24 protein-coding genes are annotated in these 24,416 nt (G+C 64.9%); 13 read left to right on the top strand and 11 right to left on the bottom strand.

Features of this window, described 5'->3' with window-relative positions:
- Positions 1-123 precede the first annotated feature (123 nt).
- From LK539_RS14705 to LK539_RS14675, 7 genes are all read left to right on the top strand, one after another.
- Complete coding sequence (locus LK539_RS14705) at positions 124-1,158, top strand: LacI family DNA-binding transcriptional regulator (protein ID WP_227801750.1); 1,035 nt, start codon at positions 124-126, stop codon at positions 1,156-1,158.
- Between the two features lie 34 nt (positions 1,159-1,192).
- A complete protein-coding gene (locus LK539_RS14700; RefSeq protein ID WP_227801749.1) occupies positions 1,193-1,948 on the top strand; it encodes an SDR family NAD(P)-dependent oxidoreductase in 756 nt (251 codons plus the stop codon).
- Between the two features lie 94 nt (positions 1,949-2,042).
- On the top strand, positions 2,043-3,008 hold the full coding sequence (locus LK539_RS14695; RefSeq protein ID WP_227801748.1) for a sugar kinase: 966 nt from the start codon (positions 2,043-2,045) through the stop codon (positions 3,006-3,008).
- 35 nt (positions 3,009-3,043) lie between these two features.
- The gene (locus LK539_RS14690) at positions 3,044-4,315 is read left to right on the top strand and encodes an MFS transporter (protein ID WP_227801747.1); all 1,272 of its coding nucleotides are present in this window, start codon (positions 3,044-3,046) and stop codon (positions 4,313-4,315) included.
- Entirely contained in the window at positions 4,312-6,570 is a 2,259-nt protein-coding gene (locus LK539_RS14685) for a polysaccharide lyase 6 family protein (protein ID WP_227801746.1), read from the top strand. The genes LK539_RS14690 and LK539_RS14685 overlap by 4 nt, the downstream gene beginning before the upstream one ends.
- Entirely contained in the window at positions 6,570-8,828 is a 2,259-nt protein-coding gene (locus LK539_RS14680; RefSeq protein ID WP_227801745.1) for an alginate lyase family protein, read from the top strand. The genes LK539_RS14685 and LK539_RS14680 overlap by 1 nt, the downstream gene beginning before the upstream one ends.
- Positions 8,825-9,673 (top strand): fumarylacetoacetate hydrolase family protein, encoded by an 849-nt coding sequence (locus tag LK539_RS14675; protein WP_227801744.1) that lies wholly within the window; start codon positions 8,825-8,827, stop codon positions 9,671-9,673. The genes LK539_RS14680 and LK539_RS14675 overlap by 4 nt, the downstream gene beginning before the upstream one ends.
- Positions 9,674-9,831: 158 nt before the next feature.
- On the opposite strand, the gene LK539_RS14670 is transcribed toward LK539_RS14675, so the two are convergent.
- From LK539_RS14670 to LK539_RS14660, 3 genes are all read right to left on the bottom strand, one after another.
- Positions 9,832-10,104 (bottom strand): hypothetical protein, encoded by a 273-nt coding sequence (locus LK539_RS14670; RefSeq protein WP_227801743.1) that lies wholly within the window; start codon positions 10,102-10,104, stop codon positions 9,832-9,834.
- A 439-nt stretch (positions 10,105-10,543) separates the two neighbouring features.
- The gene (locus tag LK539_RS14665; protein WP_227801742.1) at positions 10,544-11,266 is read right to left on the bottom strand and encodes a ribonuclease activity regulator RraA; all 723 of its coding nucleotides are present in this window, start codon (positions 11,264-11,266) and stop codon (positions 10,544-10,546) included.
- 95 nt (positions 11,267-11,361) lie between these two features.
- Positions 11,362-12,039: a helix-turn-helix transcriptional regulator gene (locus LK539_RS14660; protein WP_227801741.1), complete on the bottom strand. Its 678-nt coding sequence runs from the start codon at positions 12,037-12,039 to the stop codon at positions 11,362-11,364.
- Between the two features lie 73 nt (positions 12,040-12,112).
- Here LK539_RS14660 and LK539_RS14655 point away from each other — a divergent pair, with 73 nt between their 5' ends.
- Positions 12,113-12,460, top strand: a complete 348-nt coding sequence (locus tag LK539_RS14655; protein ID WP_227801740.1) for an NIPSNAP family protein — start codon at positions 12,113-12,115, stop codon at positions 12,458-12,460.
- Positions 12,441-12,785 (top strand): antibiotic biosynthesis monooxygenase, encoded by a 345-nt coding sequence (locus LK539_RS14650; RefSeq protein ID WP_227801738.1) that lies wholly within the window; start codon positions 12,441-12,443, stop codon positions 12,783-12,785. The genes LK539_RS14655 and LK539_RS14650 overlap by 20 nt, the downstream gene beginning before the upstream one ends.
- Before the next feature lie 7 nt (positions 12,786-12,792).
- On the opposite strand, the gene LK539_RS14645 is transcribed toward LK539_RS14650, so the two are convergent.
- The 5 genes from LK539_RS14645 to LK539_RS14625 form a co-directional block, all read right to left on the bottom strand.
- Complete coding sequence (locus tag LK539_RS14645; RefSeq protein ID WP_227801737.1) at positions 12,793-13,932, bottom strand: YbdK family carboxylate-amine ligase; 1,140 nt, start codon at positions 13,930-13,932, stop codon at positions 12,793-12,795.
- Positions 13,922-15,124 (bottom strand): cation:proton antiporter, encoded by a 1,203-nt coding sequence (locus LK539_RS14640; protein WP_227801735.1) that lies wholly within the window; start codon positions 15,122-15,124, stop codon positions 13,922-13,924. Before LK539_RS14640 ends, LK539_RS14645 begins: the two co-directional genes overlap by 11 nt.
- Before the next feature lie 167 nt (positions 15,125-15,291).
- Positions 15,292-16,461, bottom strand: coding sequence for a VWA domain-containing protein (locus LK539_RS14635; RefSeq protein WP_227801734.1), 1,170 nt, complete (start codon positions 16,459-16,461; stop codon positions 15,292-15,294).
- Positions 16,455-17,051, bottom strand: coding sequence for a GNAT family N-acetyltransferase (locus LK539_RS14630; RefSeq protein ID WP_227801733.1), 597 nt, complete (start codon positions 17,049-17,051; stop codon positions 16,455-16,457). The genes LK539_RS14635 and LK539_RS14630 overlap by 7 nt, the downstream gene beginning before the upstream one ends.
- Positions 17,048-17,902, bottom strand: a complete 855-nt coding sequence (locus LK539_RS14625) for a MoxR family ATPase (protein ID WP_227801732.1) — start codon at positions 17,900-17,902, stop codon at positions 17,048-17,050. Before LK539_RS14625 ends, LK539_RS14630 begins: the two co-directional genes overlap by 4 nt.
- Before the next feature lie 189 nt (positions 17,903-18,091).
- Here LK539_RS14625 and LK539_RS14620 point away from each other — a divergent pair, with 189 nt between their 5' ends.
- Both LK539_RS14620 and LK539_RS14615 read left to right on the top strand, forming a co-directional pair.
- Positions 18,092-18,439 (top strand): cytochrome c, encoded by a 348-nt coding sequence (locus LK539_RS14620; RefSeq protein WP_227801731.1) that lies wholly within the window; start codon positions 18,092-18,094, stop codon positions 18,437-18,439.
- Positions 18,440-18,449: 10 nt separating this feature from the next.
- On the top strand, positions 18,450-18,788 hold the full coding sequence (locus tag LK539_RS14615; protein WP_227801730.1) for a cytochrome c: 339 nt from the start codon (positions 18,450-18,452) through the stop codon (positions 18,786-18,788).
- 202 nt (positions 18,789-18,990) lie between these two features.
- On the opposite strand, the gene LK539_RS14610 is transcribed toward LK539_RS14615, so the two are convergent.
- The 3 genes from LK539_RS14610 to LK539_RS14600 all read right to left on the bottom strand — a co-directional run bounded on the left by LK539_RS14610 (position 18,991) and on the right by LK539_RS14600 (position 21,790).
- On the bottom strand, positions 18,991-19,419 hold the full coding sequence (locus tag LK539_RS14610) for a DUF1841 family protein (protein WP_227801729.1): 429 nt from the start codon (positions 19,417-19,419) through the stop codon (positions 18,991-18,993).
- A gap of 64 nt (positions 19,420-19,483) precedes the next feature.
- The gene (locus LK539_RS14605) at positions 19,484-21,040 is read right to left on the bottom strand and encodes an aspartyl protease family protein (protein WP_227801728.1); all 1,557 of its coding nucleotides are present in this window, start codon (positions 21,038-21,040) and stop codon (positions 19,484-19,486) included.
- Between the two features lie 99 nt (positions 21,041-21,139).
- Positions 21,140-21,790, bottom strand: coding sequence for an RNA pyrophosphohydrolase (locus tag LK539_RS14600; RefSeq protein WP_227801726.1), 651 nt, complete (start codon positions 21,788-21,790; stop codon positions 21,140-21,142).
- Between the two features lie 204 nt (positions 21,791-21,994).
- Here LK539_RS14600 and LK539_RS14595 point away from each other — a divergent pair, with 204 nt between their 5' ends.
- Together LK539_RS14595 and LK539_RS14590 are read left to right on the top strand one after the other, a co-directional pair.
- Positions 21,995-23,713 carry a proline--tRNA ligase gene (locus LK539_RS14595; protein ID WP_227801724.1) on the top strand — a complete coding sequence of 573 codons (1,719 nt, stop codon included), beginning with the start codon at positions 21,995-21,997 and terminating at the stop codon, positions 23,711-23,713.
- A gap of 8 nt (positions 23,714-23,721) precedes the next feature.
- Positions 23,722-24,336, top strand: a complete 615-nt coding sequence (locus LK539_RS14590; RefSeq protein ID WP_227802089.1) for a lytic transglycosylase domain-containing protein — start codon at positions 23,722-23,724, stop codon at positions 24,334-24,336.
- Positions 24,337-24,416 lie beyond the last annotated feature (80 nt).

Genomic DNA, 24,416 nt, shown 5'->3' with positions numbered 1-24,416 from the left:
TAAATCGTTGCAGTTCATACATGCCCAGTATTGATTGCAAATACAGGCAAATACTGTAACGATGTAGTAAAGCGTGGCATTTATAACAAGTAGTACAGCAAATTACAGAAAGATCAGAACCTCATGGGCGAACCCAAGATTCAGGATGTGGCAAGGCTGGCAGGCGTGTCGGCTTCCAGCATCTCGAATTTCCTGAATAACCGCATGGAGCAGATGCGGCCGGATACCCGGCAGAAGATCGCGAACGCGATCAAGCAGCTGGGCTACCGGCCCAACAATGCGGCGCGCCAGCTCAAGACCGGCGTCGCCGCCATGGTCGGCCTGCTGGTGCCGTCCCTGGCGAACCAGTTCTTCGGCTCGCTGGCATGCGCAGTGGAGGCCGCCGCCGCCCGCTACCAATGCCATGTCATGACCTTCAGCACCTTCCGCGACCCGCAGCGCGAACGGGCGGTGATGGCCGACCTGCTGTCCTATGGCGTGCAGGGCATCATTACCGGCTCGGCCCTGAACGATACCGAGCACCTCGCATCGATGACCGAGCGCTGCCCCGTGGTGGCCTTCGACATCAAACCGACCGACCAGCAGCACACCGGCATCGGCACGATCTCGGTCGACAACGCTGCCGCGACGGCCATGGCGGTGGCCCACCTGGCGGCGCTCGGCCACCGCAGCATCGCCCTGGTCACGCCGCCGCCGTTCACGCTCAACCGCCAGGAGCGCGTACGCGGTTTCCAGCAGGCGGTGGCGCGCGCCGGCATCGCGGGCGACGTGGTGCTGGCCGATCCATCGGACGCGCCGAGCGACCCGCACGGCGATACCCAGCTGTTCGAGATGGGCCGGGTTGCCGCGAGCCGCATCCTGGGCGCGCCCGGTGCGCCGACGGCAGCGATCGCCATCAACGACATGATGGCGATCGGCATCGGGGTCGGCCTGAAGCAGCTGGGCATAAAGATTCCGGAAGATTTTTCCCTGATCGGCATCGACGATATTTTCTTCTCGGCGGCGCACGATCCACCGCTGACCACCTTGCGCCAGCCCATCCAGGCCATGGCCGATGCGGCAGTCCAGCGCATCCTGGCGCCGCACGCTGCACAGTCGGGCGAGCTGTTTGCACCGGAGCTGATCGTCCGGCGCTCGACGGCCGCCCCCAAGCATTGACACGACCGCATTCACAATTTTAAGAAAGAGCAATATGGAACTCATCGGCAAACGCGCACTCGTCATGGGCGGTGCATCGGGCATCGGCAAGGCCACTTCGCTGGCGCTGGCACAAGCCGGCGCGGACGTGGTGCTGACCTACTGGAGCAGCAGCGACGAAGCGAACGAGGTGGTCACCCAGATCCGCGCCATGGGCCGGCGCGCCCAGGCGATCAAGGCCGACCTGACCGACGCCGAGGTCGCCGAGCAGGTGTATGCCGAGGCTGAAGGCGCGATCGGCGACATCGACGTCCTGTTCGCGAACATCGGCGGCCTGATCCAGCGCTGCCGCGTCGCCGAGATGCCGCTGTCGCTGTGGAACGAGGCGATGAACCTGAACCTGACCTCGACCTTCCTCATCTGCCAGGCGGCGCTCAAGCGCATGGAGCCGCGCAAGCAGGGCGTGATCGTGACCATGTCCTCGCTGGCGGCCTTCGACGGCGGCGGCCCGGGCTCGGCGCACTATGCCTCCTCGAAAGCGGCGGTGGCCACCTTCACCCGCGCGCTGGCCAAGGAAGTCGGACCGAACGGCGTGCGCGTCAACGGCGTGGCGCCGGGCCTGATCGCCACCCGCTTCCACGACACCTTCAACACCCCGGCCAACCGCGCTGCCATCGCCGAGCGCACGCCGGCCCGCCGCGAAGGCCAGCCGGACGACGTCGCCAACGTCGTGGTGTTCCTGGCCTCCGAGCGCGCCGCCTTCCTGGCCGGCGAGATCATCCAGGTGAACGGCGGTCTCGGCCTGTACTAAGCACCCCAGCAGCCTGCGGTAGCAAACCCAAGGGCGCCCTTGCCACGGCGCCGCAGGCCCGCTGTTGCCCAACATTTCCAAGGGATCGGACACCATGAACGGAGCAGTCACCCCAGCAAGCGATCATCCCGAGCTCGACGTGCTCACCGTCGGCGAAGCCATGGCTTTGCTGATGGCCTGCGAACCGGTCCCGCTGGACCAGGTCCGCCGCTTCGAGCGGGCCACCGCGGGAGCCGAGCTCAACGTGTCGGTCGGCATCGCCCGGCTGGGCTTCAAGGTCGGCTACATCAGCCGGCTCGGTGCGGACAGCCTGGGGCGCAACCTGCTCGATTTCATGGCGGCGGAAGGCATCGACCTGCGTCATGTACAAACGGATGCCCGCTACCCGACCGGTTTCATGCTGAAGTCGATGGCCCTGGACGGCAGCGACCCGCAGATCGAATACTTCCGGCGCGGTTCCGCCGCCAGCCATATGTCGCTGGACGACATGCCGGCCGGCCTGGTGCGCCAGGCCAGGCTGCTGCATCTCACCGGCATTTCGCCCGCCTTGTCCGGCAGCTGCCGCGACCTGGTATTTGCGCTGGCCGCGCAGGCACGCGGCGCCGGCCGCCTGGTGAGCTTCGATCCCAACTTGCGGCCGCGCCTCTGGCCCAGCCAGGCGGCGATGGTCACGACCCTCAACGAACTGGCCTCGCATGCCGACCTCGTCCTGCCCGGCCTGGCCGAAGGCAAGCTTCTCACCGGCTGCAGGCATGCCGAAGGCATCGCTGACTTTTACCTGGAGCGCGGGGCGAGCCAGGTGGTGGTCAAGCTGGGGCCGGAGGGCGCCTACTACGCCAGCGCCACCGAGCGCGGCATCGCGCCGGGCCGCCGCGTCGAGCGCGTGGTGGATACCGTCGGCGCCGGCGACGGCTTCGCCGTCGGCGTCATCAGTGCGCTGCTCGACGGGCTGCCGCTGGCTGCGGCGGCCGCACGCGGCAATGCGGTTGGCGCGCGCGTGGTGCAGTTCCGCGGCGACTGCGAAGGCTTGCCGAACCGCGCGCAGCTGGATGCCGGCTAAGACCGGCCATCAAGGACAACAATACGGAGACAGGCATGAAAACAATGAAAGGCTTGCGCTGGCTGGTCATGATGCTGGTGGCGGCCGCGACAATCATCAACTACATCGACCGCTCCGCCCTGGCGGTGATGTGGCCGGGTATTGCCGACGAGCTCGGCATGGACAAGCAGGACTACGCCAACATCGTGACCGTGTTCCTGGTCGGCTATGCGGTCGGGCAGACCCTGTTCGGCAAGCTGTTCGACGCACTCGGCACGCGCGTCGGTTTCATCCTGTCGATCGTGGTGTGGTCGATCTCGATCGGCCTGCACTGCGTGGCGCGCTCGGCGCTGTCCTTCGGGCTGTTCCGCGTGCTGCTGGGCGTGGGCGAGGCAGGCAACTGGCCGGGCGCGACCAAGGCCGCGGCCGAATGGTTCCCGATCAAGGAGCGCGCGCTGGCGCAGGGCATCTTCGGCGCCGGCGCCTCGCTCGGTTCCATCGTCGCGCCGCCGCTGGTCGCCATCCTGTACCACTACGTGGGCTGGAAGGCCACCTTCATCCTGATCGCGGCGCTCGGCTTCATCTGGATCGTGCCCTGGCTGATCATCTACAAGTCCGGTCCCGGCGCCCATCCCTGGATCAGCGAGGACGAACGCCAATACATCCTGAGCGGACAGGTCCGCGCTGAAGAGAAGCAGGCCGAATACGTGCCGACGCTCGGGCAGCTGCTGCGCCACCGCGAGAGCTGGGGTGTGATCGCTGCGCGCTTCTTCATCGACCCGGTCTGGTGGCTGTTCGTGGCCTGGCTGCCGCTGTACCTGAACGAGCGCTTCGGCTTCGACGTCAAGCAGATCGGCCTGTTCGCCTGGGTGCCCTTCGTGGGCGCCGCGATCGGCGCGCTGGCGGGCGGCTGGCTGTGCGGCCGCCTGCTGGCCCGCGGCTGGAGCGTGAACCGGGCGCGCAAGTCGGTGATCGGCCTCGGGCTGGCGCTGATGCTGCCGTCGCTGCTGCTCAGCGCAGTTGCCGCCACGCCCCTGCTGGCGGTGATGTCGATCGCCGTGATCCTGTTCGGCTTCCAGGCGGCGATCACGAACATCCAGACCCTGCCGAGCGATTTCTTTTCAGGCAAGACGGTCGGCTCGCTGGCCGGGATCAGCGGCACCGCAGCAGTGCTGGGCGTGATCGCCTGCATGCAGCTGGTGCCGGCCCTGACGGCAGACGGCAACTACGCTCCCTTCTTCGTGCTGGGTGCGCTGCTGGTGCCGCTGGTGTTCGTCTCGCTGTGGCTGGGCGGCACCGTGCAGCCGGTCCGGAAAGGAGATCAATGATGAGCTTCTCGAAGGCGCTGGGCGCCCTGACGATCGGTATATTGCTGAGCCCTGGCTTGTCGGCCAAGGATGTCGTGGTCAAGGACAAGGGCGCCTTCGACGCGGCCCTGAAGCGGCTGGCGCCGGGCGACGCGATCGTCCTCAAGAACGGCACCTGGCAGGATTTCGAGGTCGGCTTCTTTGCCGAGGGCAGGGCGGGCAAGCCTATCACGCTGCGCGCCGAAACGCCGGGCAAGGTGATCCTGTCCGGGCGCTCCAACCTGCGCCTGGCCGGCCAGCACCTGGTGGTATCGGGCCTGGTGTTCAGGAATGGTTATACACCCACGCAGGAAGTGATTTCCTTCCAGCGCAACGCCAAACAGGTGGCGAACCACTCGCGGGTGACCGAGGTGGTCATCGACAACTTCAACAATCCCGACCGCGATGCCGTCGACTACTGGGTGTCCCTGTCGGGCAAGCACAATCGCTTCGATCACAGTTACCTGGCCGGCAAGCGCAACCAGGGGGTGACGATGGCGGTACGCCTCGAGGGCGAGGACAGCCAGCAGAACCACCACCGGATCGACCATAACTATTTCGGTCCGCGTCCCATCCTCGGATCGAATGGCGGAGAAACCCTGCGGGTGGGCACCAGCACCTATTCCCTGACCGATTCCCATACCCTGATCGAGGAGAACTATTTCGATCGCTGCGATGGCGAAGTCGAGATCATTTCCATCAAGTCCGGCCGCAACATCATCCGCAACAATGTGTTCTTCGAATCGCGCGGCACGCTGACGCTCAGGCACGGCAATGGCAACCTGGTCGAGGGCAACGTCTTCTTCGGAAATGGCGTCGAGAACACCGGCGGCATCCGCGTCATCAACCGCGACCAGACCGTGCGCAACAATTACCTGGAAGGCTTGACCGGCACCCGTTTCGGCAGCGGCTTTGCGATCATGAACGGCACCGTGGATGCGCCGCTCAACCGCTACAGCCAGGTGCTCAATGCCCACATCCACAACAACAGCTTCATCGACGTCGACCACCTGCAGTTCGGCGCCGGCAAGGACGCGGAGCGCAATGCGCCGCCTGCCAACAGCCGCATGGAGGACAACCTGGTCCTGCACCGGACCGGCAAGGCGAACGTCGTGTTCTATGACGACATGCGCGGCATCCGTTTCGCCGGCAATGTCGTGCAGGGTGTGGACGCCGGGCTGCCCGCCGGCTTCGAGCGCGCGGCGCCGGCGCTGAAGAGGAATAGCGCCGGCCTCTTGATGCCGCAGGACGAAGCCTTGCGCCAGCGCGGCGCCAGCGCTTCGCTGCGCCCGATTGCCAAGGCGCAGACCGGGCCGGCCTGGTACCCGAAACGCGAGCCGCAGGTGGCTTTCGACTCCGGCAGGCAGATCGCCGTGGATGGCGCGCGCGAAGACGCCCTGGCGCATGCGCTGGCGCAGGCAGGCAATGGCGACCGCCTGGTGCTGGCGCCCGGCCGCTACCCGGTCGCCAGGCTGCTGGTCATCGACAAGGTGCTGAGCATCGAAGCGCAGCAGGCCGGCAGTGTGGTGCTGCTCCCCGAGCGCAACACGCTGTTCGAGATCCGCAATGGCGGCTCCCTCAAGCTGGCCGGGTTGCAGATCGATGGCAGCGCGAGCCCCGATTCGGCCGGCAACATCCTGATCCGCACGCAAAAGAGCGGAATGCAGGTGAGCTACCGCCTGGTGCTCGAGAACGTCGAGGTCAGGAACCTGGACGTCAACCACTCGCATCACTTTTTCGATGCGGGCGACCGCAGCCTGGCCGAAGAGATCCGCATCACGGGCTCGCGTTTCAGCAAGATCAGCGGCGACCTGCTCAGGCTGGACAAGGAGCGTGACGACCTGGGCAACTACAACGCCGAGGCCCTGGTGCTCGAGGGTAACCGCTTCGCCCAGATCGAGGGCGCGCTAGTCAGCCTCTACCGCGGCGGCACCGACGAAAGCACCTTCGGTCCGCGCCTCGCGTTCACGCGCAACGTCGTCGACCGCGTCGGGCAAGGCAAGCGCAACAAGCGCGCGGCGGCGCTGTACCTGCACGGCGTGCAGCGCACCCGCATCGCGGCCAATGAATTCGCCGACAGCGCCGGCATCGTTGTCGAGCATACCGTGGGCGACCCGGATACCGAATTGCGCGGCAATACCTACCGGAAGGTCGCGGCGCTCAAGGCGAGCGAACTGCACGCCAAGGGCGCCAGCACCGTACGAGTCCTCGACAACCAGGAAGCGCGAAGGAATTGATGATGTCGATGCACAGGAAATTACTTGGCGGGATGGGGATGGTGGCCATCCTGGGCCTCGGCCTCGCCAATCCGGCTTACTGCGCGCAGGCGCAGGCACGCCCAGCCGCGCATCCGGCGCTGGTCATGACGGCGCCGGAAGTGACCCGGATGCGCGCCGAGATCGCGCGTCCGGGGCGTTTCCAGCGTACCTACCAGCAGCAGAAGGCCGAGGTCGACCGCAAGATCGCCCTGCCGAAGCAGGTGCCGGTCCCGGTTGATGCCGGCGGCGGCGTCACCCACGAGATCCACCGCAACAACGCCCAGCTCATGTATGACGCGGCGGTGATCTACCAGCTCACCGGCGAAGCGAAATATGCGCATTTCGTGCGCGACATGCTGTCCATGTATGCCGAGCTGTATCCGACGCTGCCGCTGCACCCGCAGCGCAAGACGGATTCGGTGATTTCGGCAGGGCGTTTGTTCTGGCAGAACCTGAACGAATCGGTGTGGCTGGTGTACACGATCCAGGCCTATGACGCGATCCTGCCCGCCTTGCAGGAAGGGGAGCGGCGCAAGATCGAGAACGGCATCCTGCGTCCGGTCGCGCTGTTCCTGTCGGAAGGCTCGCCCCATACATTCAACACCATCCACAACCATGCGACCTGGGCCACCACCGCGGTGGGCATGACGGGCTATGTGCTGGGCGAGCGCGATTGGGTGGAACAGGCCCTGTACGGCTCGGACAAGTCGGGCAAGGGCGGCTTCCTGCGCCAGCTGGACGAGCTGTTTTCGCCCGACGGCTACTACACCGAGGGGCCGTACTACCAGCGCTACGCCTTGCTGCCTTTTGTGACCTTCGCCAAGGCCATCGAGACCAGGGAGCCGCAGCGCAAGATCTTTTCCTACCGCGACGGCATCATCCTGAAAGCGATCGACACGACGATCCAGCTCAGCTACAACAAGCTGTTCTTCCCGATCAACGACGCGATCAAGGACAAGGGCATCGACACCATCGAACTGGTGACCGGCGTTGCCATCGCCTACTCGGCCACCGGCGATGCCGGCCTGCTCGACATCGCCAGGCGCCAGGACCGGGTGATCCTGACCGGCGACGGCATGCGGGTCGCGCAGGGGCTCGACGCGCGCCGGGACAAACCTTACCGCTTCGCCTCCAGGGTGTTCCGCGACGGCGCCAAGGGCGACGAAGGCGGCCTGGTGGTGATGCGCGAGCCGGACCAGGCGCTGGTGTTCAAGGCCACCGCCCAGGGCATGGGGCACGGCCATTTCGACAAGCTGAACTGGCTGTTCTACGACAAGGGCGCGGAAATCGTGTCCGATTACGGGGCGGCGCGCTTCCTGAACATCGAAGCGAAATTCGGCGGCCGCTACCTGCCGGAAAACAAGAGCTACGCCAACCAGACCGTTGCCCACAACACTCTGGTAGTCGACGAAGGCAGTCACTACGGAGGCAAGCTGGATGTGGCCGAAGCCCACCATCCCGAGCTGCTGTATTTTTCCGACAAGGACGGGCTCAAGATTTCGGCGGCGCGGGTCGGGGATGCCTATCCGGGTGTGAGCTTTGTGCGCACCATGGCGCAGCTGCGCGATGCGAGGCTGCGCCAGCCGATCGTGCTCGATGTCCTGACGGTGGACTCAAGCAAGAACCATCAGTTAGACCTGCCGCTGCATTACAAGGGACACCTGATCAAGACCAACTTTGCGCTGGACACTGCCACCCAGAGCCTGGCGCCGCTGGGCAAGCGCAACGGCTATCAGTATCTGTGGCTGAAGGCGCGCGCAGAAGCGGCAGCGCCGCTGAGCCAGGTCACCTGGCTTAACGAGAATGGCCGCTTCTATACGCTCAGCACGCTGGCCGCGCCGGGAATGCAGGTGCTGTTCACCCAGATCGGGGCGAACGATCCGAACTTTAACCTGCGTAACGAGAATGCCTTCATCCTGCGCATCCCCGCGGCGCGCCAGGCGGCCTACGTGAGCGTGCTCGAGCCGCACGGTGGCCACGATCCGATCAGCGAGATGACCAGCGATGCCGACAGCCGGGTCAAGCGCATCCAGCACGCCCGCACGGGCGACATCGATGCGGTGCATCTGGCATTTGCCAGCGGCTTGGAGTGGCTGCTGCTGTTGAATAACAGCACGAGCTTCGACCCGAAACAGACCAGCATCGCCCGCTTCGAGGGCAAGGATTACTCCTTCCAGGGCCGGTTCAAGCTGATCGAGCTTGGTCAGGATCAAGCAAGGGGAGGGAACAAGCAATGAAACTATGTCGGGTTGGCGCCCCTGGCGCCGAAATCCCTGCGGCCATCGATGCCCAGGGGACGATCCGCAGCCTCGCTTCCCTGGTACCGGACCTGACGCCGGAATGGCTGGCGCCGGAGCGCCTGGCGGCGCTGGCGGCCGTCGACCTGACGCGGCTGCCCGCGATCGATCCCGCCACCCGCATCGGGGTGCCGGTGGCCGGGATCCGCCAGTTCATCGGGATCGCCCTCAATTATCGCAAGCATGCCGAGGAATCGGGACAGGCGATTCCCGCCGAACCGATCGTCTTCACCAAGGCCATCACCTCGCTGAGCGGTGCCAACGACGACATCGTGATGCCTCCCGGTTCCGAGCACACCGACTGGGAAATCGAAATGGGCATCGTGATCGGCACGACCACCCGCAGCGTGCCGGTCGCGGCGGCGCTGGATCATGTGGCCGGCTATTGCCTGGCCAACGATGTCTCCGAGCGGCACTGGCAGAACTTCCGAATGGGCCAATGGAACAAGGGGAAAAGTTTCGACAGCTTCGGCCCCATCGGTCCCTGGCTGGTCACGGCCGACGAGATTCCAGACCCGCACGCGCTTAGCATGGAGCTGAGCGTCAATGGCGAGGTGATGCAGGCCAGCTCAACCTCGGACATGATCTTCAGCGTCGCCGAACTGGTGTCCTACGTGAGCCAGTTCATGACCCTGTTGCCGGGCGATGTGATCGTTAGCGGCACGCCGGGAGGCGTCGGCATGGGCCTCAAACCGCCGCGCTATCTGAAGCAGGGCGACGTGCTGCGGCTGGCTATGGACGGGCTGGGGACCCAGACCCAGCATGTTGCCATGGAGGGTCGCTGACGCGCTGGCGAGGGCTCGCCGGCCAGCATGTCCAGGAGCTCCTGAAAAAACGGTTACTTACCCTGATGGCAACTAGCTCGTACACCGAGCCGTGCCAAGAGCGAGATGAACGACAGAGCTGAACTGCCGCATGGCCTTGTCCTGCTGCGAATCCGGCGCTATTGCGCTGCCGTGAGCTTGAGTCCCGGCCGTAGTGCCTGAGAGACTTCCTGTAGACCTTTGCGCTGGTCAGATACCTGCTCGATTCCCTTCCTTGTTACTTCTTCAAGAAAAACGATACGAGCCCTGTAGTAATCTGCACGCAACTGCATTTCCAGCAAATGTTGCTCGGATTGATACAGCTCCATGCGCAGCTCGTTGAGCGACCGTTTTGCGTGTTTCTCAGGCGTAAGAGCGTTTTGAGAAATCAAGTTTTCAAGCCACCGTAGCATGATGAAGCCCTCCTATCGTCAAGTGCTCTGACGCTGGTATCAAAACGGAAATCACGACACTGTCAAGGACGACACGACCCGATTTCCAGCTAGACACAGTCTATCAAAACATTTGCGCCACACTTTTGGAGCGTCCCTGATGTGTTGTTAAAATGACACCAAGTATTTGCCTATGCTCGATTTCCGTGGGCAAGCGGATCCTAGGAGGGCTGATGCCATTGCTGCGAAACGTTCGCTTCGGGTCGATAGCGGACGTACATGGGCTCAGTCCGAGCATGAAGATAGCGGCCGTGTTCGCAGACGCAGTGATGCCATGGCCCAAGCACTTCTTTCTGAAGGCCTCTGGACGCTCATTGCAGCCCGTCTCCCGGCGCACCAGGATCGCAGGTAGGCAAGCGCCCACGTATCAATGGTCACGCGTCCCTGACTGGGATCCAGTTTAGTCGGCGGCGCGACGCGCGAGCCAGGCTTCGTAGCGGACCCGGGTTTCGGGATTCGTGGCCGGATACAGGCCGATGATCGAGGCGCCGCTTTCCACTTCTTCCAGCACGAAGTCTTCGAAGCGTTCCATCTCGACCGCGTCGCGCGCGATTTCCTCAGCCAGATGGGCGGGGATACAGACCACGCCGTCGTCATCGCCCACCATGATATCGCCGGGATAGACCGGCACGCCGCCACAGCCGATCGGTGCGTTGATGTCGAGCGCGTGGTGCCGGATCAGATTGGTCGGCGCCGACGGGCCCGCGCACCAGGCTGGCATGTCCAGTTTGGCGATGCCGGAGGCGTCGCGCAAACCGCCATCGGTGACGATGCCGGCTGCACCGCGCACCTGCATGCGTGTGGCCAGGATGCTCCCAGCCGAGGCCACCGACACATCGCCGCGGCAATCCATCACGAGCACTGCGCCGGCGGGGATCTCTTCGACCGCCACGCGCTGTGGATGGCGCGGGTCGCGGAAGACTTCGATGCCGTCCAGGTCCTCGCGTGAAGGAATATAGCGCAAGGTGAAGGCCGCTCCGGCCAGGCGCTGTCCCGGCTTCAGGGGCCGGGCTCCCTGGATGAATACATTGCGAAAGCCACGCTTATACAGCAGCGAGGTGAGGGTGGCGGTGCTGACGGTTTTCAGCATGTCCAGCGTGCTGGAGGGTACTGCCTGATTCATCTTTTTCTCCGGGTCGGTGGTGCTCTACAACGATTTACTGTAACGATTTAGTAAGCAGGTCGAGCGTACGCACGAACACTGGACATGTCAACAAGCTAGCGGCGCTCGCCTTCGCCCAACCACTCCCGCAGTTTCGCTTCGCCGGCCTCATTGAACGCCATCACCCGCGACTCGGGCACCCGCTTCGCCCACCCGAGCTGCTCGAAGCGATCGAGCAGCTTCGCGCCGAGCACGCCCGCCAAGTGGTGGCGCCGCTCGCTCCAGTCCAGGCAGGTGCGGCAGAAGGGGCGGCGTCCGTCGGGCAGCGTGAGGTCCACGCCGAGCTGCCCCAAGGCTTCTCGTCCCTGCGACGTGAGCGCGATGCCATCCGGCCCCAGGGCAAAGGCGCCGCGCTGTGCCAGCCTTTCGTAGACCAGCACTCCAAGCTCGCCCGCCAGGTGGTCATAGCAGACGCGTGCCTTGCGCAGTGCCGGCTCGCGCGGGCCCACGTGCACGGGACGCTTCAGGGCGGCTGCCCCCATCAGGGTTTCCAGCATGTGCGCGACCTCGGCATCGGCGATGCGGAAGTAGCGGTGCCGTCCCTGCTTCTCGACCGCGAGCAGCCCGGCCTCGACCAGCTGGCCCAGGTGGGTGCTGATGGTCTGGCGGGTGACGCCGGCTGCGTCGGCCAGTTCGGTGGCGGTGAGCGCGCGACCGGCCATGAGTGCGCTAAGCGCCTGGCCGCGCGCGTTGTCGCCGACGAGTGCGGCAATGGTGGTGATGTTCGGTCCCATGCTTCGATCTTAGCCGAAGCATCGCCCCATGCAAACGGCCAGAATGGCCACATCCACCACACGAGGAGTTCGCATGACCATCACCTGTTTCATCCGCTACCAGATCGATCCCTTCCAACGCGAGAACTTCCGGCGCTACAGCGAAAACTGGGGCCGCATCATTCCGCGCCTGGGCGGCCACCTGCTCGGCTACTTCCTGCCGCACGAGGGAACGAATGACGAGGCCTGGGGACTGGTCGCCTTCGACAGCCTGGCCGCCTACGAGGCCTACCGCACGCGCCTGAAGACGGACCCGGAGTCGCGCGCCAACTTCGCGCTGGCGCAGGAACAGCGCTTCATCCTGCGCGAATGGCGCACGTTTACCGAGGTGGTGGAGGGCACGTTGGGAAAGGAGGCGCAGCATGATCGCCGTGATCTTTGAAGTCGAGCCGGAGCCGGACCGGCGCCAGGAATACCTCGATATCGCCGCCAGCCTGCGTTCCGAACTGGAGGCCATCGACGGTTTCTTGTCCATCGAGCGCTTCGAGTCCCTGTCGCGCCCGGGCCGCATCCTGTCGCTTTCGTTCTGGCGCGACGAAGAGGCGGTGGCGCGCTGGCGTAACCTGGAAGCACACCGCATCGCCCAGGCGCGCGGCCGCGCCGGGGTGTTCAAGGGCTATCGGCTCAGAGTGGCGCAGGTCGTGCGTGACTACGGCATGATGGAACGTGACGAGGCGCCGCCGGACGCCCGTGCAGTACATGGATAAATGCGGGCTAGCGCACCAGGCGCATGCGGCGCTCGCCGCGGAACTGCTGGATGGCGCCGTTGACCATGCCCTCGACGCTGCCTTCGCGCTCGAAGTGCCGGCGCAGGCGCGCGGCGTCGCTGCCCTCGCGTGCGGCGTCGGCCAGGTGCTGCAGCGCCTCGCTGCTCCCCAGCGCCTCGGCGTGCGGCATCATCTTCTCGAGCGTGGCGAGGATGTCTTCGCGCATCGGCACGTTGGCAAAGGTCTTCGGGTGCGTGATCGATCCTTCTAGGCCGAAGCGGCAGGCCTGGAAGCGGTTGTAGTTGTAGACCAGGTAGTCGTCCTCGACGGGCGGCTCGTCCACGCGTGTGAGGAGATGGCGGCACACGGCCTGCAGGTAGGCCGCCAGCGCCGCCGCCCGCTCCACCGTCAGCGGCGTGTCGCACACGCGCAGCTCGATGGTGCCGTACTCCGGCTTGGGGCGCAGGTCCCAATAAAAATCCTTCATGCTCTTGATGATGTTGGTGCGCTCCATCTTGGCGAAGTACACGTCGGTGAACTCCTGCCAGCTCAGCACGAAAGGCGCGCGCCCGCTCATCGGGAAGGCGAACACGGAATTCAGGCGCGCCGAGTCGAAGCCGCTGTCGTGACCCTGCACGAAGGGTGACGATGCGGACAGGGCGATGAAGTGCGGCAGGTAGCGGTTCAGCGCGTGCAGCAGGTAGAGCGCGTCGTCGCCGTTGGCGCAGCCGATGTGCACGTGCTGGCCGAACACCGTGAACTGCTTGGCCAGGTAGCCGTACAGCTGCGACAGGTATTCGTAGCGCGGCTTGGGCGTGATTTTCTGTTCCGACCAGTGCTGGAAGGGATGGGTGCCGCCGCCGGCGATGCCGATGTTGAGGATGTCGCCGGCCGCCACCAGGGTGTCGCGGATTTCCTTCAGCTCGGCGAGCAAGGGCCCGTAGGATGAATGCACGCTCGAGTTAATCTCGATCATGCTCTCCGTGATCTCGGGCGTGACGTTGCCGGGGAAGGGTTTGCGTTTTAACAGGTGCAGCAGGTCGGGTGCGGCCGCGGTCAGGTCGAAGTCCGACAGGCTGACCAGCTGCAGCTCCAGCTCGACCCCGAAAGTGAGCGGCTGCGAGGCGTTGAAGGCTTCAAGCGGCATGGGTAGCCTCCGGTGCGTCCACGGACGATTCGCGCGCCCACACCAGCACGCGCTGGATGATCACGGGACCGAACACTTCCAGCAGCATCGTCACCGCGGCCATGGCGCGCAGTTCTTCCACCACGTGCACGCCCGCGTGGCGCGCGTGTTCGATCAGCAGGATCACGAACACCGACAGCGGCGCCAGGCCCAGCCCCGTGAGGGCGCCCTTGCGCCAGGAGACGCCGGACAGGTGGGCAAAGGCCGTCACACCTGCGGTTTTTGCCACCTGGCGCACGAGCACCACGATCACTGCCAGCGCGCTGCCGGTGGCGACCTGGCGCCAGTCGAGCGTCGAGGCGGCGTAGATGAACAGCAGCACGGTCAGCACCTCGCCCAGCGCGCCGAAGTTGCGCTGCGCCTGGCTGAAGGCAACGCGGCGGTGGCGCGCGGTGAGGCCGAAGAACAGGGTGGCGATGTAGGGCGAGAGGGTGCCGGCGTCGCAGATCGCCACCAGCAGCACGATGGCAAGCGCAAACGCGACGGTGGCGTCCTGGCGCGGGTTGTGGATGGCGCGCAGCAGGGCCGGCACGGCTACCCCGAAGACCGCGCCCACCAGCGCCGATCCGGCCAGCACCACGAGGCTTTGCCACAGCGCCTCGCCCATCGCGTCGAAGGTGCGGAAGATCCAGAAGCCGATGATGGCGTTGAAGGCGAACACCGCCAGCACGCAGTTCTGCGCCGTCAGGTGCAGCACGCGCTCGGTCACCTGGCCGGAACTGCGCTGCTCGTTGATGACGCGGACGATGGTGGCGGGCGAAGTGCCCATCGACAGGGCCGCCATCATCAGCGCGATGATGTGCGAGGTGCCGAAGGCCAGCGCGACCAGGTAGACCAGCACGAAGGTAAGCAGGCTTTCCGCCAGCCCGGCCACCCCCAGCCAGGGGTTGCGGCGCAGCCAGCGCAGGTTGAAGCGGTAGCCCAGCTCGAACAGGATCAGGCCGAAGGCGACGTCGGCCAGCAGCGATACGGGACCGGCGCTGGGCGCCGGCAGCACACCGATCTGCGAATTGCCCAGTGCAAAACCGACCAGGCCATAGAAGCTGATGCGGGGCAGGCCCGTGAAACGCTGCCCGAATTCACCAGCCAGCCACGCGACCGCCAGCGCGAGCGGCCAGGCGAGACTGGTCAGGATGGGCAGCAGGTCGGGCATTGGAACTCCTTGTCATCGTCGTTGTAGGGTGGGCGGATCTTCCGCCCACGCGGCGACAGTTGGCACCGCGTGGGCGGCAAAGCCGCCCACCCTACGAACGGCAGAGTGTGGTGTTTTTGCCAATTCTACAAGAGGGTCCAGCGCGCACGATTGACGTAGGAGGGGGCCTATTTGGAGAGCAGGCGCATGGTCCGTTCCAGCCCTTCGAGGGTGATCGGGAACATGCGGTGATTCATGATCTGCTTGATGACGGCGATCGATTGCCGGTATTCCCACAGGTGTTCCGGCTCGGGATTGAGCCAGGCAAACTTGGGAAAGGCACTGGTGAAGCGGGCCAGCCATTCGGCCCCGGCTTCCTCGTTGTTGTACTCGACCGACCCACCGGGTGCCAGCACCTCGTAGGGGCTCATGGTGGCGTCGCCGACGAACAGCAGGCGGGTGTCGGGCGGATACTTGCGCAGCACGTCCCAGGTCGGGAAGCGCTCGCTGTGGCGGCGGTGGTTGTTCTTCCACAGGTAGTCATAGACGCAGTTATGGAAGTAGTAGAACTCCATGTTCTTGAACTCGCTCTTGGCGGCCGAGAACAGTTCCTCCACGCGCTCGATGTGGTCGTCCATCGAGCCGCCCACGTCCAGCAGCATCACCACCTTGATGCGGTTCTTGCGCTCGGGCTGCATGCGGATGTCGAGGTAGCCCGCATTGCTGGCGGTGGCGCGGATGGTGTCGTCCAGCGCCAGTTCTTCCGCCGCGCCGGTACGCGCGAAGCGGCGCAGGCGGCGCAGCGCCACCTTGATGTTGCGGGTGCCGAGTTCGCGCTCGTCGTCGTAGTCGCGGTAGCTGCGCTGTTCCCACACCTTCACTGCCGTGCGGTTGCGGCCCTGGCCGCCGATGCGGATGCCTTCGGGGTTGGTGCCGCCATTGCCGAAGGGCGAGGTGCCGCCGGTGCCGATCCACTTGTTGCCGCCTTCGTGGCGGCCTTTCTGTTCTTTCAGCAGCTCTTCCAGGCGCTGCTGCAGCTTGTCGTAGCCGAGTTTTTCCAGCGCCGCGCGCTGCTCCGGCGTGAGCTCGCGCTCGAAGCGCTTGAGCAGCCAGTCGAGCGGAATCTCGGCCTTCTCGTCGAAGACCGCGTCGACGCCCTTGAAATACAGGCCGAAGGCGCGATCAAAACGGTCGAAGTGGGCCTCGTCCTTCACCAGGGTCAGGCGCGCGAGGTAATAGAACTCGTCCAGCGAGGGCAGGATCACCTGGCGCTGCATGGCCTCCAGCAGGGTCAGGAATTCCTTGATCGTCACCGGGACCTTGGCATCGCGCAGGGCGTAGAAGAAGTCGATCAGCATTGACGGCTTCCGTGGCGCTCCAGCCGCTCGTGCAGGGCGCTTTTAATGGGCGGCCACTCGCTGCGCAGGATGCTGTACATCACCGTGTCGCGCACCGTGCCGTCGCGGCGCAGGGCATGGTGGCGGATGACGCCATCCTTCTTCGCGCCCACGCGTTCGATGGCGGCTTGCGATGCGAAGTTCTCGCAGTCGGTGCGCAGGCCGACCACGCCGCAGCCAAGGGTGTCGAAGGCGTGCGACAGCAGGATCAGCTTGCAGCTGGTATTCACGTGGGTGCGCTGGACGCTCTTGGCGTACCAGGTGTAGCCGATCTCGACACGCTTGATGCCAGGGAGGATGTCGTGGTAGCTGGTGCTGCCGAGCAGCTTGCCGCTACGGGTATCGATCACGGCAAAGGCGACGCGGTCGCGGGTGTCGAGCGCGGTGCCGATGTACTGCAGCGCATTGTGCGGCTCCGGCACGCTGGTCACGCGCAGCTTCCACAGTTCGCCGTCGAGGGCAGCGGCGCGCAGGCCTTCTTCGTGGTGCGGCGCCAGCGGTTCCAGGCGCAGCCCGTTGAACTCGAGCGTCACTGGAACAACCTTGATCATCGGTTGGTCCTCGACATGTAGACCAGGCGCTCGAACAGGTGCACGTCCTGCTCGTTCTTGAGCAGCGCGCCGTGCAGCGGCGGCACGATGGCCTTGGTATCCTTGCTGCGCAGGGCCTCGGCCGGGATGTCTTCGGCCAGCAGGAGCTTGAGCCAGTCGAGGAATTCCGACGTCGAGGGCTTCTTCTTGATGCCGGCGACTTCGCGCAGCTCGTAGAAGCTCTGCAGCGCGGCAGCCAGCAAATCCTGCTTCAGGGTCGGGAAGTGGACCTTGACGATGTCGGTCATCGTGTCGCGGTCCGGGAATTTAATGTAGTGGAAGAAGCAGCGGCGCAGGAAGGCGTCCGGCAGTTCCTTCTCGTTGTTCGAGGTGATGATCACCAGCGGGCGGTGCTTGGCCACCACCATCTCGCGCGTCTCGTAGACGTAGAACTCCATGCGGTCCAGTTCGCGCAGCAGGTCGTTCGGGAACTCGATGTCGGCCTTGTCGATCTCGTCGATCAGCAGGACCACCGGCTCCGGCGCCGTAAAGGCCTGCCACAGCACCCCCTTGACGATGTAGTTGTGGATGTCGCGCACGCGCTCGTCGCCCAGCTGCGAGTCGCGCAGGCGCGACACCGCGTCGTATTCGTACAGGCCCTGCTGGGCCTTGGTGGTCGACTTCACGTGCCACTGCAGCAGCGGCATGTCGAGTGCCGCAGCGACCTCTTCGGCCAGCATGGTCTTGCCGGTGCCCGGTTCGCCCTTGATCAGGAGCGGGCGGCCGAGCGTCAGGGCGGCGTTGACGGCCAGTTTCAGGTCGGCGGTGGCGACGTAGTTGTCGCTACCTTCGAAGCGGGGGGAAGCGTGCATGGGCGTTCAATTTCGAGGGATCGAGGAAGTCGAGTATACGTCAGAACCGCAGCCGGAACGGGGCGCCGGGAAGCTGCGTGCGTTTGTAGACTGGTGACAACTCTTCAGATAGAATCGACAGGTTGGTAGTCCATTTGCTAACTTTTTGTGCGTTTGCGGTATTCGAATTACAACTAACGAGCCACACCCATGAAAACATCTTTAGCACTACTGGTATTGGCAGCGTTTGCCGCCAGCGTCGTCCCTGCCGCCGCGGCGGAAGTTGTCGGCAATCCGAAAGCAGCACCGGCCAAGATCGAAATGTGCATTGGCTGCCACGGCATTCCCGGCTACAAGGCCGGCTTCCCCGAAGTCTTCCCGGTTCCAATGATCGGCGGCCAGTCGGCCAAGTACATCGAGAGCGCGCTGAAGGCCTACCGCAAGGGCGAGCGCAAGAACCCGTCAATGATGGGCATTGCCAAGTCGCTGAGCGACCAGGACATCGCCGACGTCGCTGCCTACTACGCGCAGCAGACCCCTGCCACCGCCAAACGCTGAGGAACGGACGATGAAAAAACTGGTTTCCGCACTGGTCGTCGGTGCTTTCTGCCTGAATGCTTCCGCGGCCGACGTCGCGAAAGGCGAGGCCCTGGTCAAGAAGTACAACTGCGCATCCTGCCACGGCGCCGACTACAACAAGCCGATCGACCCGACCTATCCGAAGCTGGCCGGCCAGCATCCCGAGTACCTGGCCCACGCCCTGCGCGCCTACAAGCGCGGCGCCGGTTCCAACGGCCGCGCCAATCCGATCATGGCCGGCCAGGTGCAGCCGCTGTCGAACCGCGACATGGCCGACATCGGCGCCTACCTGGGCAGCCTGCCGTCGAACCTGGTGGTCAGCAAGTAAGCATTCCCGCAGCCTTACCGGCCGCACAACATCCCCCGACCGGGCAGCCGGCGGGGGATGTGTTTTTGGTTCCCACCTTCGGGGTCAGGTCTGACATTTAGACACGAACTCGACAGTGAAAGGCTGCTGACGGCAGAGTCCGTGTCCGAATGTCAGACCTGACCCCGGTAGGAGAGTTTGAATCTTATACTGCCGCTGGACGCTAGCGCGAGGCGCGCTGGCGCACGCATTCGATATAGGCCTCGGTATCCGGCGGCACGCCGTTACGCTGCGAGGCCCAGATCATCTCGCCGAGGCATTCCATGATCTCGTGGTGGGCGTCGTGCTCGCCACGCCTGGCGACCAGCGCGTCGTGCGCGGCCTTGATGCCGCGCGGCTGGTCGATCGACACCTGTTCGGCAATCGACAGGTGCATCGACAGGTGCAGGAAGGGGTTCGGCTTGCCGCCCTCGACCGAGTAGTCGCGCGCGATCGCGGCTTCCACGTCTTCGAGTTCGGCGTGGTATTCCGGGTGTTGCACGATCCAGTCGGCCGCGATGGCGTCCATCGGGGTCAGGATGTCGCCGTTGCGCTGCTTGCGCAGGGCTTCGCAGAAAAAGCGGCGCACGTCGTGTGAAGACGGAGTAAACATGATCGGGAAGGGAATGAAGAAAGGCGGGAAGCCGGTATTCTAGCGCTTCCCGTCCCGGCCTGCTTCAGGTGGCTTCTTGCGCCGCTGCTGGTGGGGGCGGGGCGGCCGGGCGCGGCGCCGCCGACGGCCCGCATTCCGGACGGTGGAACAGCAGCGACTGCGCCTTGGCGCTGTCGCCCATGGCCGTCGCACGCTCGGCCATCATGGTCTTGGCGAGGCACACCTGGCCCTTGGCGCGCAGCTTGTCGTCGCGCGCTTCCTCGAGCAGCTCTTCCTCGCTCAGCTTGCCCAGGAAGTGGCGCGCGATCGGATTCGGCCACTGGTCCTTGTCGTCGCGCGCGAACGCCTTCTGCAGGTCGGCCTTGGCGGCATCGCCTTCCCCCAGGTGCAGGCGGGCCAGGTAGAGCAACAGGGCCGCGTTGCGGTCGCCCGGAAGTTGTTCCAGGCCCAGGCGCAGATGGCGTGCGGCCTCCGCGTAGCGGCGCTGCGACAGGTGGCTGCGCCCGACACTGAAGTTGGCTGCCGGGTTGTTGCCCGCCACGGCGCGGTCGAACCAGCTCTTGGCCTGGGCCGGATCGCGCGCCACGCCGTAGCCGGCGCGGTAGAAGGCCGCCAGCATCATCTGGGCATCGGTGTTCCCGCCTTCCGCCTCCTTCAGCATCCAGGGCTCGATGCCGCGCCGCTGGCCGAGCGGATCGCCGCCAAGGTAGCTGATGTAAAGCTTTTCCTGGCTCATGGCGAACAGGACGCGGTGCGAACGCAGGAAGTCGGCGCCCAGCAGGATGTCTGCATCATGATGCAGGGTATTCATGACGGCGACCCGCGCGTTGCGGATGGTCTCGGCGCCCAGCTGCAGGGTGTCGAAGATGGCCACCCAGCTTTCCACCTGGGCCTCGCCCACGCCCCTGCTGAAACCGGCGCGCTCGACGCCGGGCGCGTCGAGCTTGAGGCCGGCGCGCTTGGCAGCGTCCAGCGTGACCGAGGTGGTTCCCGCGCCGCTGTCGATCATGGCTCTCAGCTTTTTGCCGTTCAACAGGACCGTGAAGCGGGGATTGGGCGCCCTGCTGTCGCTGTAGTCGAAGGGGATGACGGTGGCGTCCGGGTCCCAGTAAGCCAGGAACTGGTCGCGGCAGTCGACCGGCCGGAAGAAGCGGATCGTCTTCTCCGCCAGCACGAACTCGAGGTCGGCCTGCAGCAGGAAGGGCGAGCCGAGGATGCCGTCGTACGAGGGCGCGTAGCCGAAATCGTGCAGCACTCTCAAGGTGCCGTTTTTTGCGCTGGCCGGGCCGGCCCGGAATTCCTTGAAGCGGGTGTTGTAGACCCGGCTGAAGCCGCCGATGCCGGAGGCGATGCTGCCGGTGTTCCACAGGCTCATGTCGCGTGGCTCGGTGCCGGTCCGGGTCAGGACAGTGAAGTCGGCCCCCGTATCGACCAGCAGCCTGGCCGGCGTGCCGTTGAGCGAGCCTTCCATCGTGATCTCGAGCGATGGCCCGGTGTAGCGCAGCGGGACCGTGGCGACGTTGACGTACTTGCAAGCCTTTGCCTCGGATTCGGCGGCCGCATGGGTGGGGAGGGTGGCGAGCAGCACGCTGCAGGCGAACAGGCGGGAGAGAAGCGTCATGCCGACATTGTCATGGCGCAATCCGCATTTGACAATTCAGCAGGCATAAAGGGGGCCCTGCGCCGGCGTGCGGCGCAGGGGAAGGGCGGCGCCGCGCCCTTATTCGTCTGGCACCAGCACCAGCGAGTCCGGCGTGGCCGGGCGCGCCGACGTGGCCGTGGCGAGCGCCGGTTGCTGCGCTTGCTGCTGCACCTTGCCGCCACCTCCCTGCGTGCGGCCGTGCGGCTGACGCAGGTAGCGCGCGCTGTGGCGGCGCTCGCCGTGCTGGCCCTTGGCCGGCCAGGTGAGGAAGCGCGACAGCTCCTGCAGCGCCCGTTGGTAGACATCGCGCTTGAACTCGATGACCATGTCCAGCGGCACCCAGTAGTCGTGCCAGCGCCAGGCATCGAACTCGGGATGGTCGGTCAGGCGCAGGTTGACGTCGTTATCGCGCGCCATCATGCGCAGCAGGAACCAGATCTGCTTCTGGCCACGGTAGTGGCCGCGGATCTCGCGCTTGATGAAGTGGTCGGGCACTTCATAGCGCAGCCAGTCGCGGGTGCGGCCCACGATCTTGACATGTTCCTGGCGCAAGCCGATTTCTTCCTCGAGCTCGCGATACATTGCCTGCTCCGGCGTCTCGCCGTATTTGATACCCCCTTGCGGAAACTGCCACGAGTGCTCGCGCACCCGCTTGCCCCACCACACCTCGTTGTTGGCGTTCAGCAGGATGATGCCGACGTTGGGGCGGAACCCTTCACGATCGAGCATAAGTGCACCTCGAAACTTTCTGCCGGCCGTACGATCCTTATATTTTTACCCACAAAGTGCCATTGCCAGCTTGCCGGCGAGTTGCCGACAAGGAGGGTGCTGCGTGTTCCGGACCCATTTGTAGAAAGATTGGACGCATCAGCCAGCTAATCCTTTAAAATTAGGTCGATTATAACTCTCTCTTTTTAAAAAGAATTCACGGATATGCGCGCCTCACGATTTTTTATTTCAACGCTTAAAGAAGCGCCTTCCGACGCCGAAATCGTCAGCCACCAGCTGATGATGCGCGCCGGGATGATCAAACGCCTCGGTTCGGGCATCTACACCTACATGCCGACCGGCCTGCGGATCATCCGCAAGGTCGAGAACATCATCCGCGAAGAAATGAACAAGGCGGGCGCGATCGAACTGCTGATGCCGCTGGTGCAGCCGGCCGAACTGTGGCAAGAGACGGGCCGCTGGGACAAGATGGGTCCGGAGTTGATGCGCGTCAAAGACCGTCACGGCCGTGAGTTCGCCATCCAGCCGACCTCGGAAGAAGTCGTGACCGACGTCGTGCGCAGCGAGCTGAAGTCCTACCGCCAGTTGCCGATCAACTTCTATCACATCCAGACCAAGTTCCGCGACGAGCGCCGTCCGCGCTTCGGCCTGATGCGCGGCCGCGAGTTCACCATGAAGGATGCGTATTCCTTCGACCGCGACGTCGAAGGCATGCAGAAGTCCTACGCGACCATGTTCGACGCCTACACCAAGATCTTCACCCGCTTCGGCCTGAAGTTTCGCGCGGTGGCGGCCGACAACGGCGCCATCGGCGGCACCGGCTCGCATGAATTCCACGTCATCGCCAGCACCGGCGAAGACGCGCTGGTGTACTGCCCGACCTCGGATTACGCGGCCAACATCGAAGCGGCCGAAGCGCTGGCCGGCGGCGAGCGTGGCGCGGCGACCCAGCAGCTGACCAAGACCTCCACGCCCGGCAAGACCAAGTGTGAAGCCGTGGCCGAACTCCTGAGCATTCCGCTGCAGCAGCACGTCAAGAGCATCGCCCTGACCGTCGAGAACGAAGGCAAGAAGACTTACTTCCTGCTGCTGCTGCGCGCCGACCATGAACTGAACGAGATCAAGGTCAACAAGGTGCCGGGCCTGAAGGAATTCCGCTTCTCGACCGAAGCGGAGATCCAGGAGGTGTATGGCACCGTGCCGGGCTACCTCGGTCCGATCGGCACCAAGCTCCCGGTCACCGTCGTGGCCGACCGCAGCGTCGCCAACATGGCCGATTTCGTCTGTGGCGCCAACGAAGCGGATTATCACTACACGGGCGCCAACTGGGGCCGCGACTGCGCCGAGCCGCTCGTTGCCGACCTGCGCAACGTGGTCGAAGGCGACGCTTCGCCGGACGGCAAGGGCGTGCTGGCGATCGAGCGCGGCATCGAAGTGGGCCACGTGTTCCAGCTCGGTACCGCCTACTCGGAAGCGATGGGCGCCACCTTCCTCGACGAAGCCGGCAAGCCGGCCCCGCTGCAGATGGGCTGCTACGGCATCGGCGTGACCCGCATCCTGGGCGCGGCGATCGAGCAGAACTACGACGACAAGGGCATCATCTGGCCGGATTCGATCGCTCCCTTCGAGCTGGTGCTGTGCCCGATGGGCCTGGACCGCAGCGAGATGGTCAAGGAACAGACCGAGAAGCTGTACGCCGAGCTGCAGGCGGCCGGCGTGGACGTGATCGTCGACGACCGTGGCCTGCGTCCGGGCGCGATGTTCGCCGACTGGGAACTGATCGGCGTGCCGCACCGTGTCGTGATCGGCGAGCGTGGCCTCAAGGAAGGCAACCTGGAATACCAGGGCCGCCGCGACGAAGCCGCCACCAGCGTGCCGGTCGACGGCATGGTCGCCTTCATCAAGGGCAAGCTGGGCAAGTGAACCCGGTGATGTTGTTCCCGTGGGCGGCGAGCGCGCTGCTTGCCGCCGGCTTGCTGTTCGGAGGCTCGGCGCAGGCCGGCAACCAGAAGGAAGAACAGCTTGCCGACGCGGTGCGCCTGGCGCTGGCCAACGCCATCCACGACAAGCGCCTGCCCAAGCCCGTCCTGCGCGACGAGGCGGCGCGGGCGCGCTACCAGGCCTGGTTCGGCGAGATGTCGCGGCGCCTCGCCAAGCGCATCCCTGACGAACTGTCGCGTACCGAGTTCCTCGAGACGGTCTGGTACGAGTCGACCCGCGCCGGGCTGGATCCGGGACTGGTGCTGGGCCTGATCCAGGTGGAATCCGCCTACCGCAAGTACGCGATCTCGATCGCCGGCGCGCGCGGCTACATGCAGGTGATGCCGTTCTGGACCAAGGTGATCGGCGACAGCGACCGCCGCATGCTGTTCAACATGCAGACCAACCTGCGCTATGGCTGCGCGATCCTGCGCATGTACATCGACATGGAGAAGGGCAACCTCTATCTCGCCCTGGGCCGCTATAACGGCAGCCGCGGCAAGCCGCAGTATCCCAACGCCGTGCTGGCGGCGTGGAAGAAGTGGGAGTTCGGGCCTTCCGCCTGAGCCTACAATCTCGAAACATTTCAATCTGCCATATGCACTTGGCAAGGTGTAAACTCTTCGCTTTCCCGACCTCGAGGTCT

Origin of the sequence: Massilia sp. IC2-476, assembly GCF_020707295.1 — a bacterium.
GTDB lineage: Bacteria > Pseudomonadota > Gammaproteobacteria > Burkholderiales > Burkholderiaceae_D > Telluria.
This window is presented reverse-complemented; position numbering and strand designations above follow the sequence as displayed.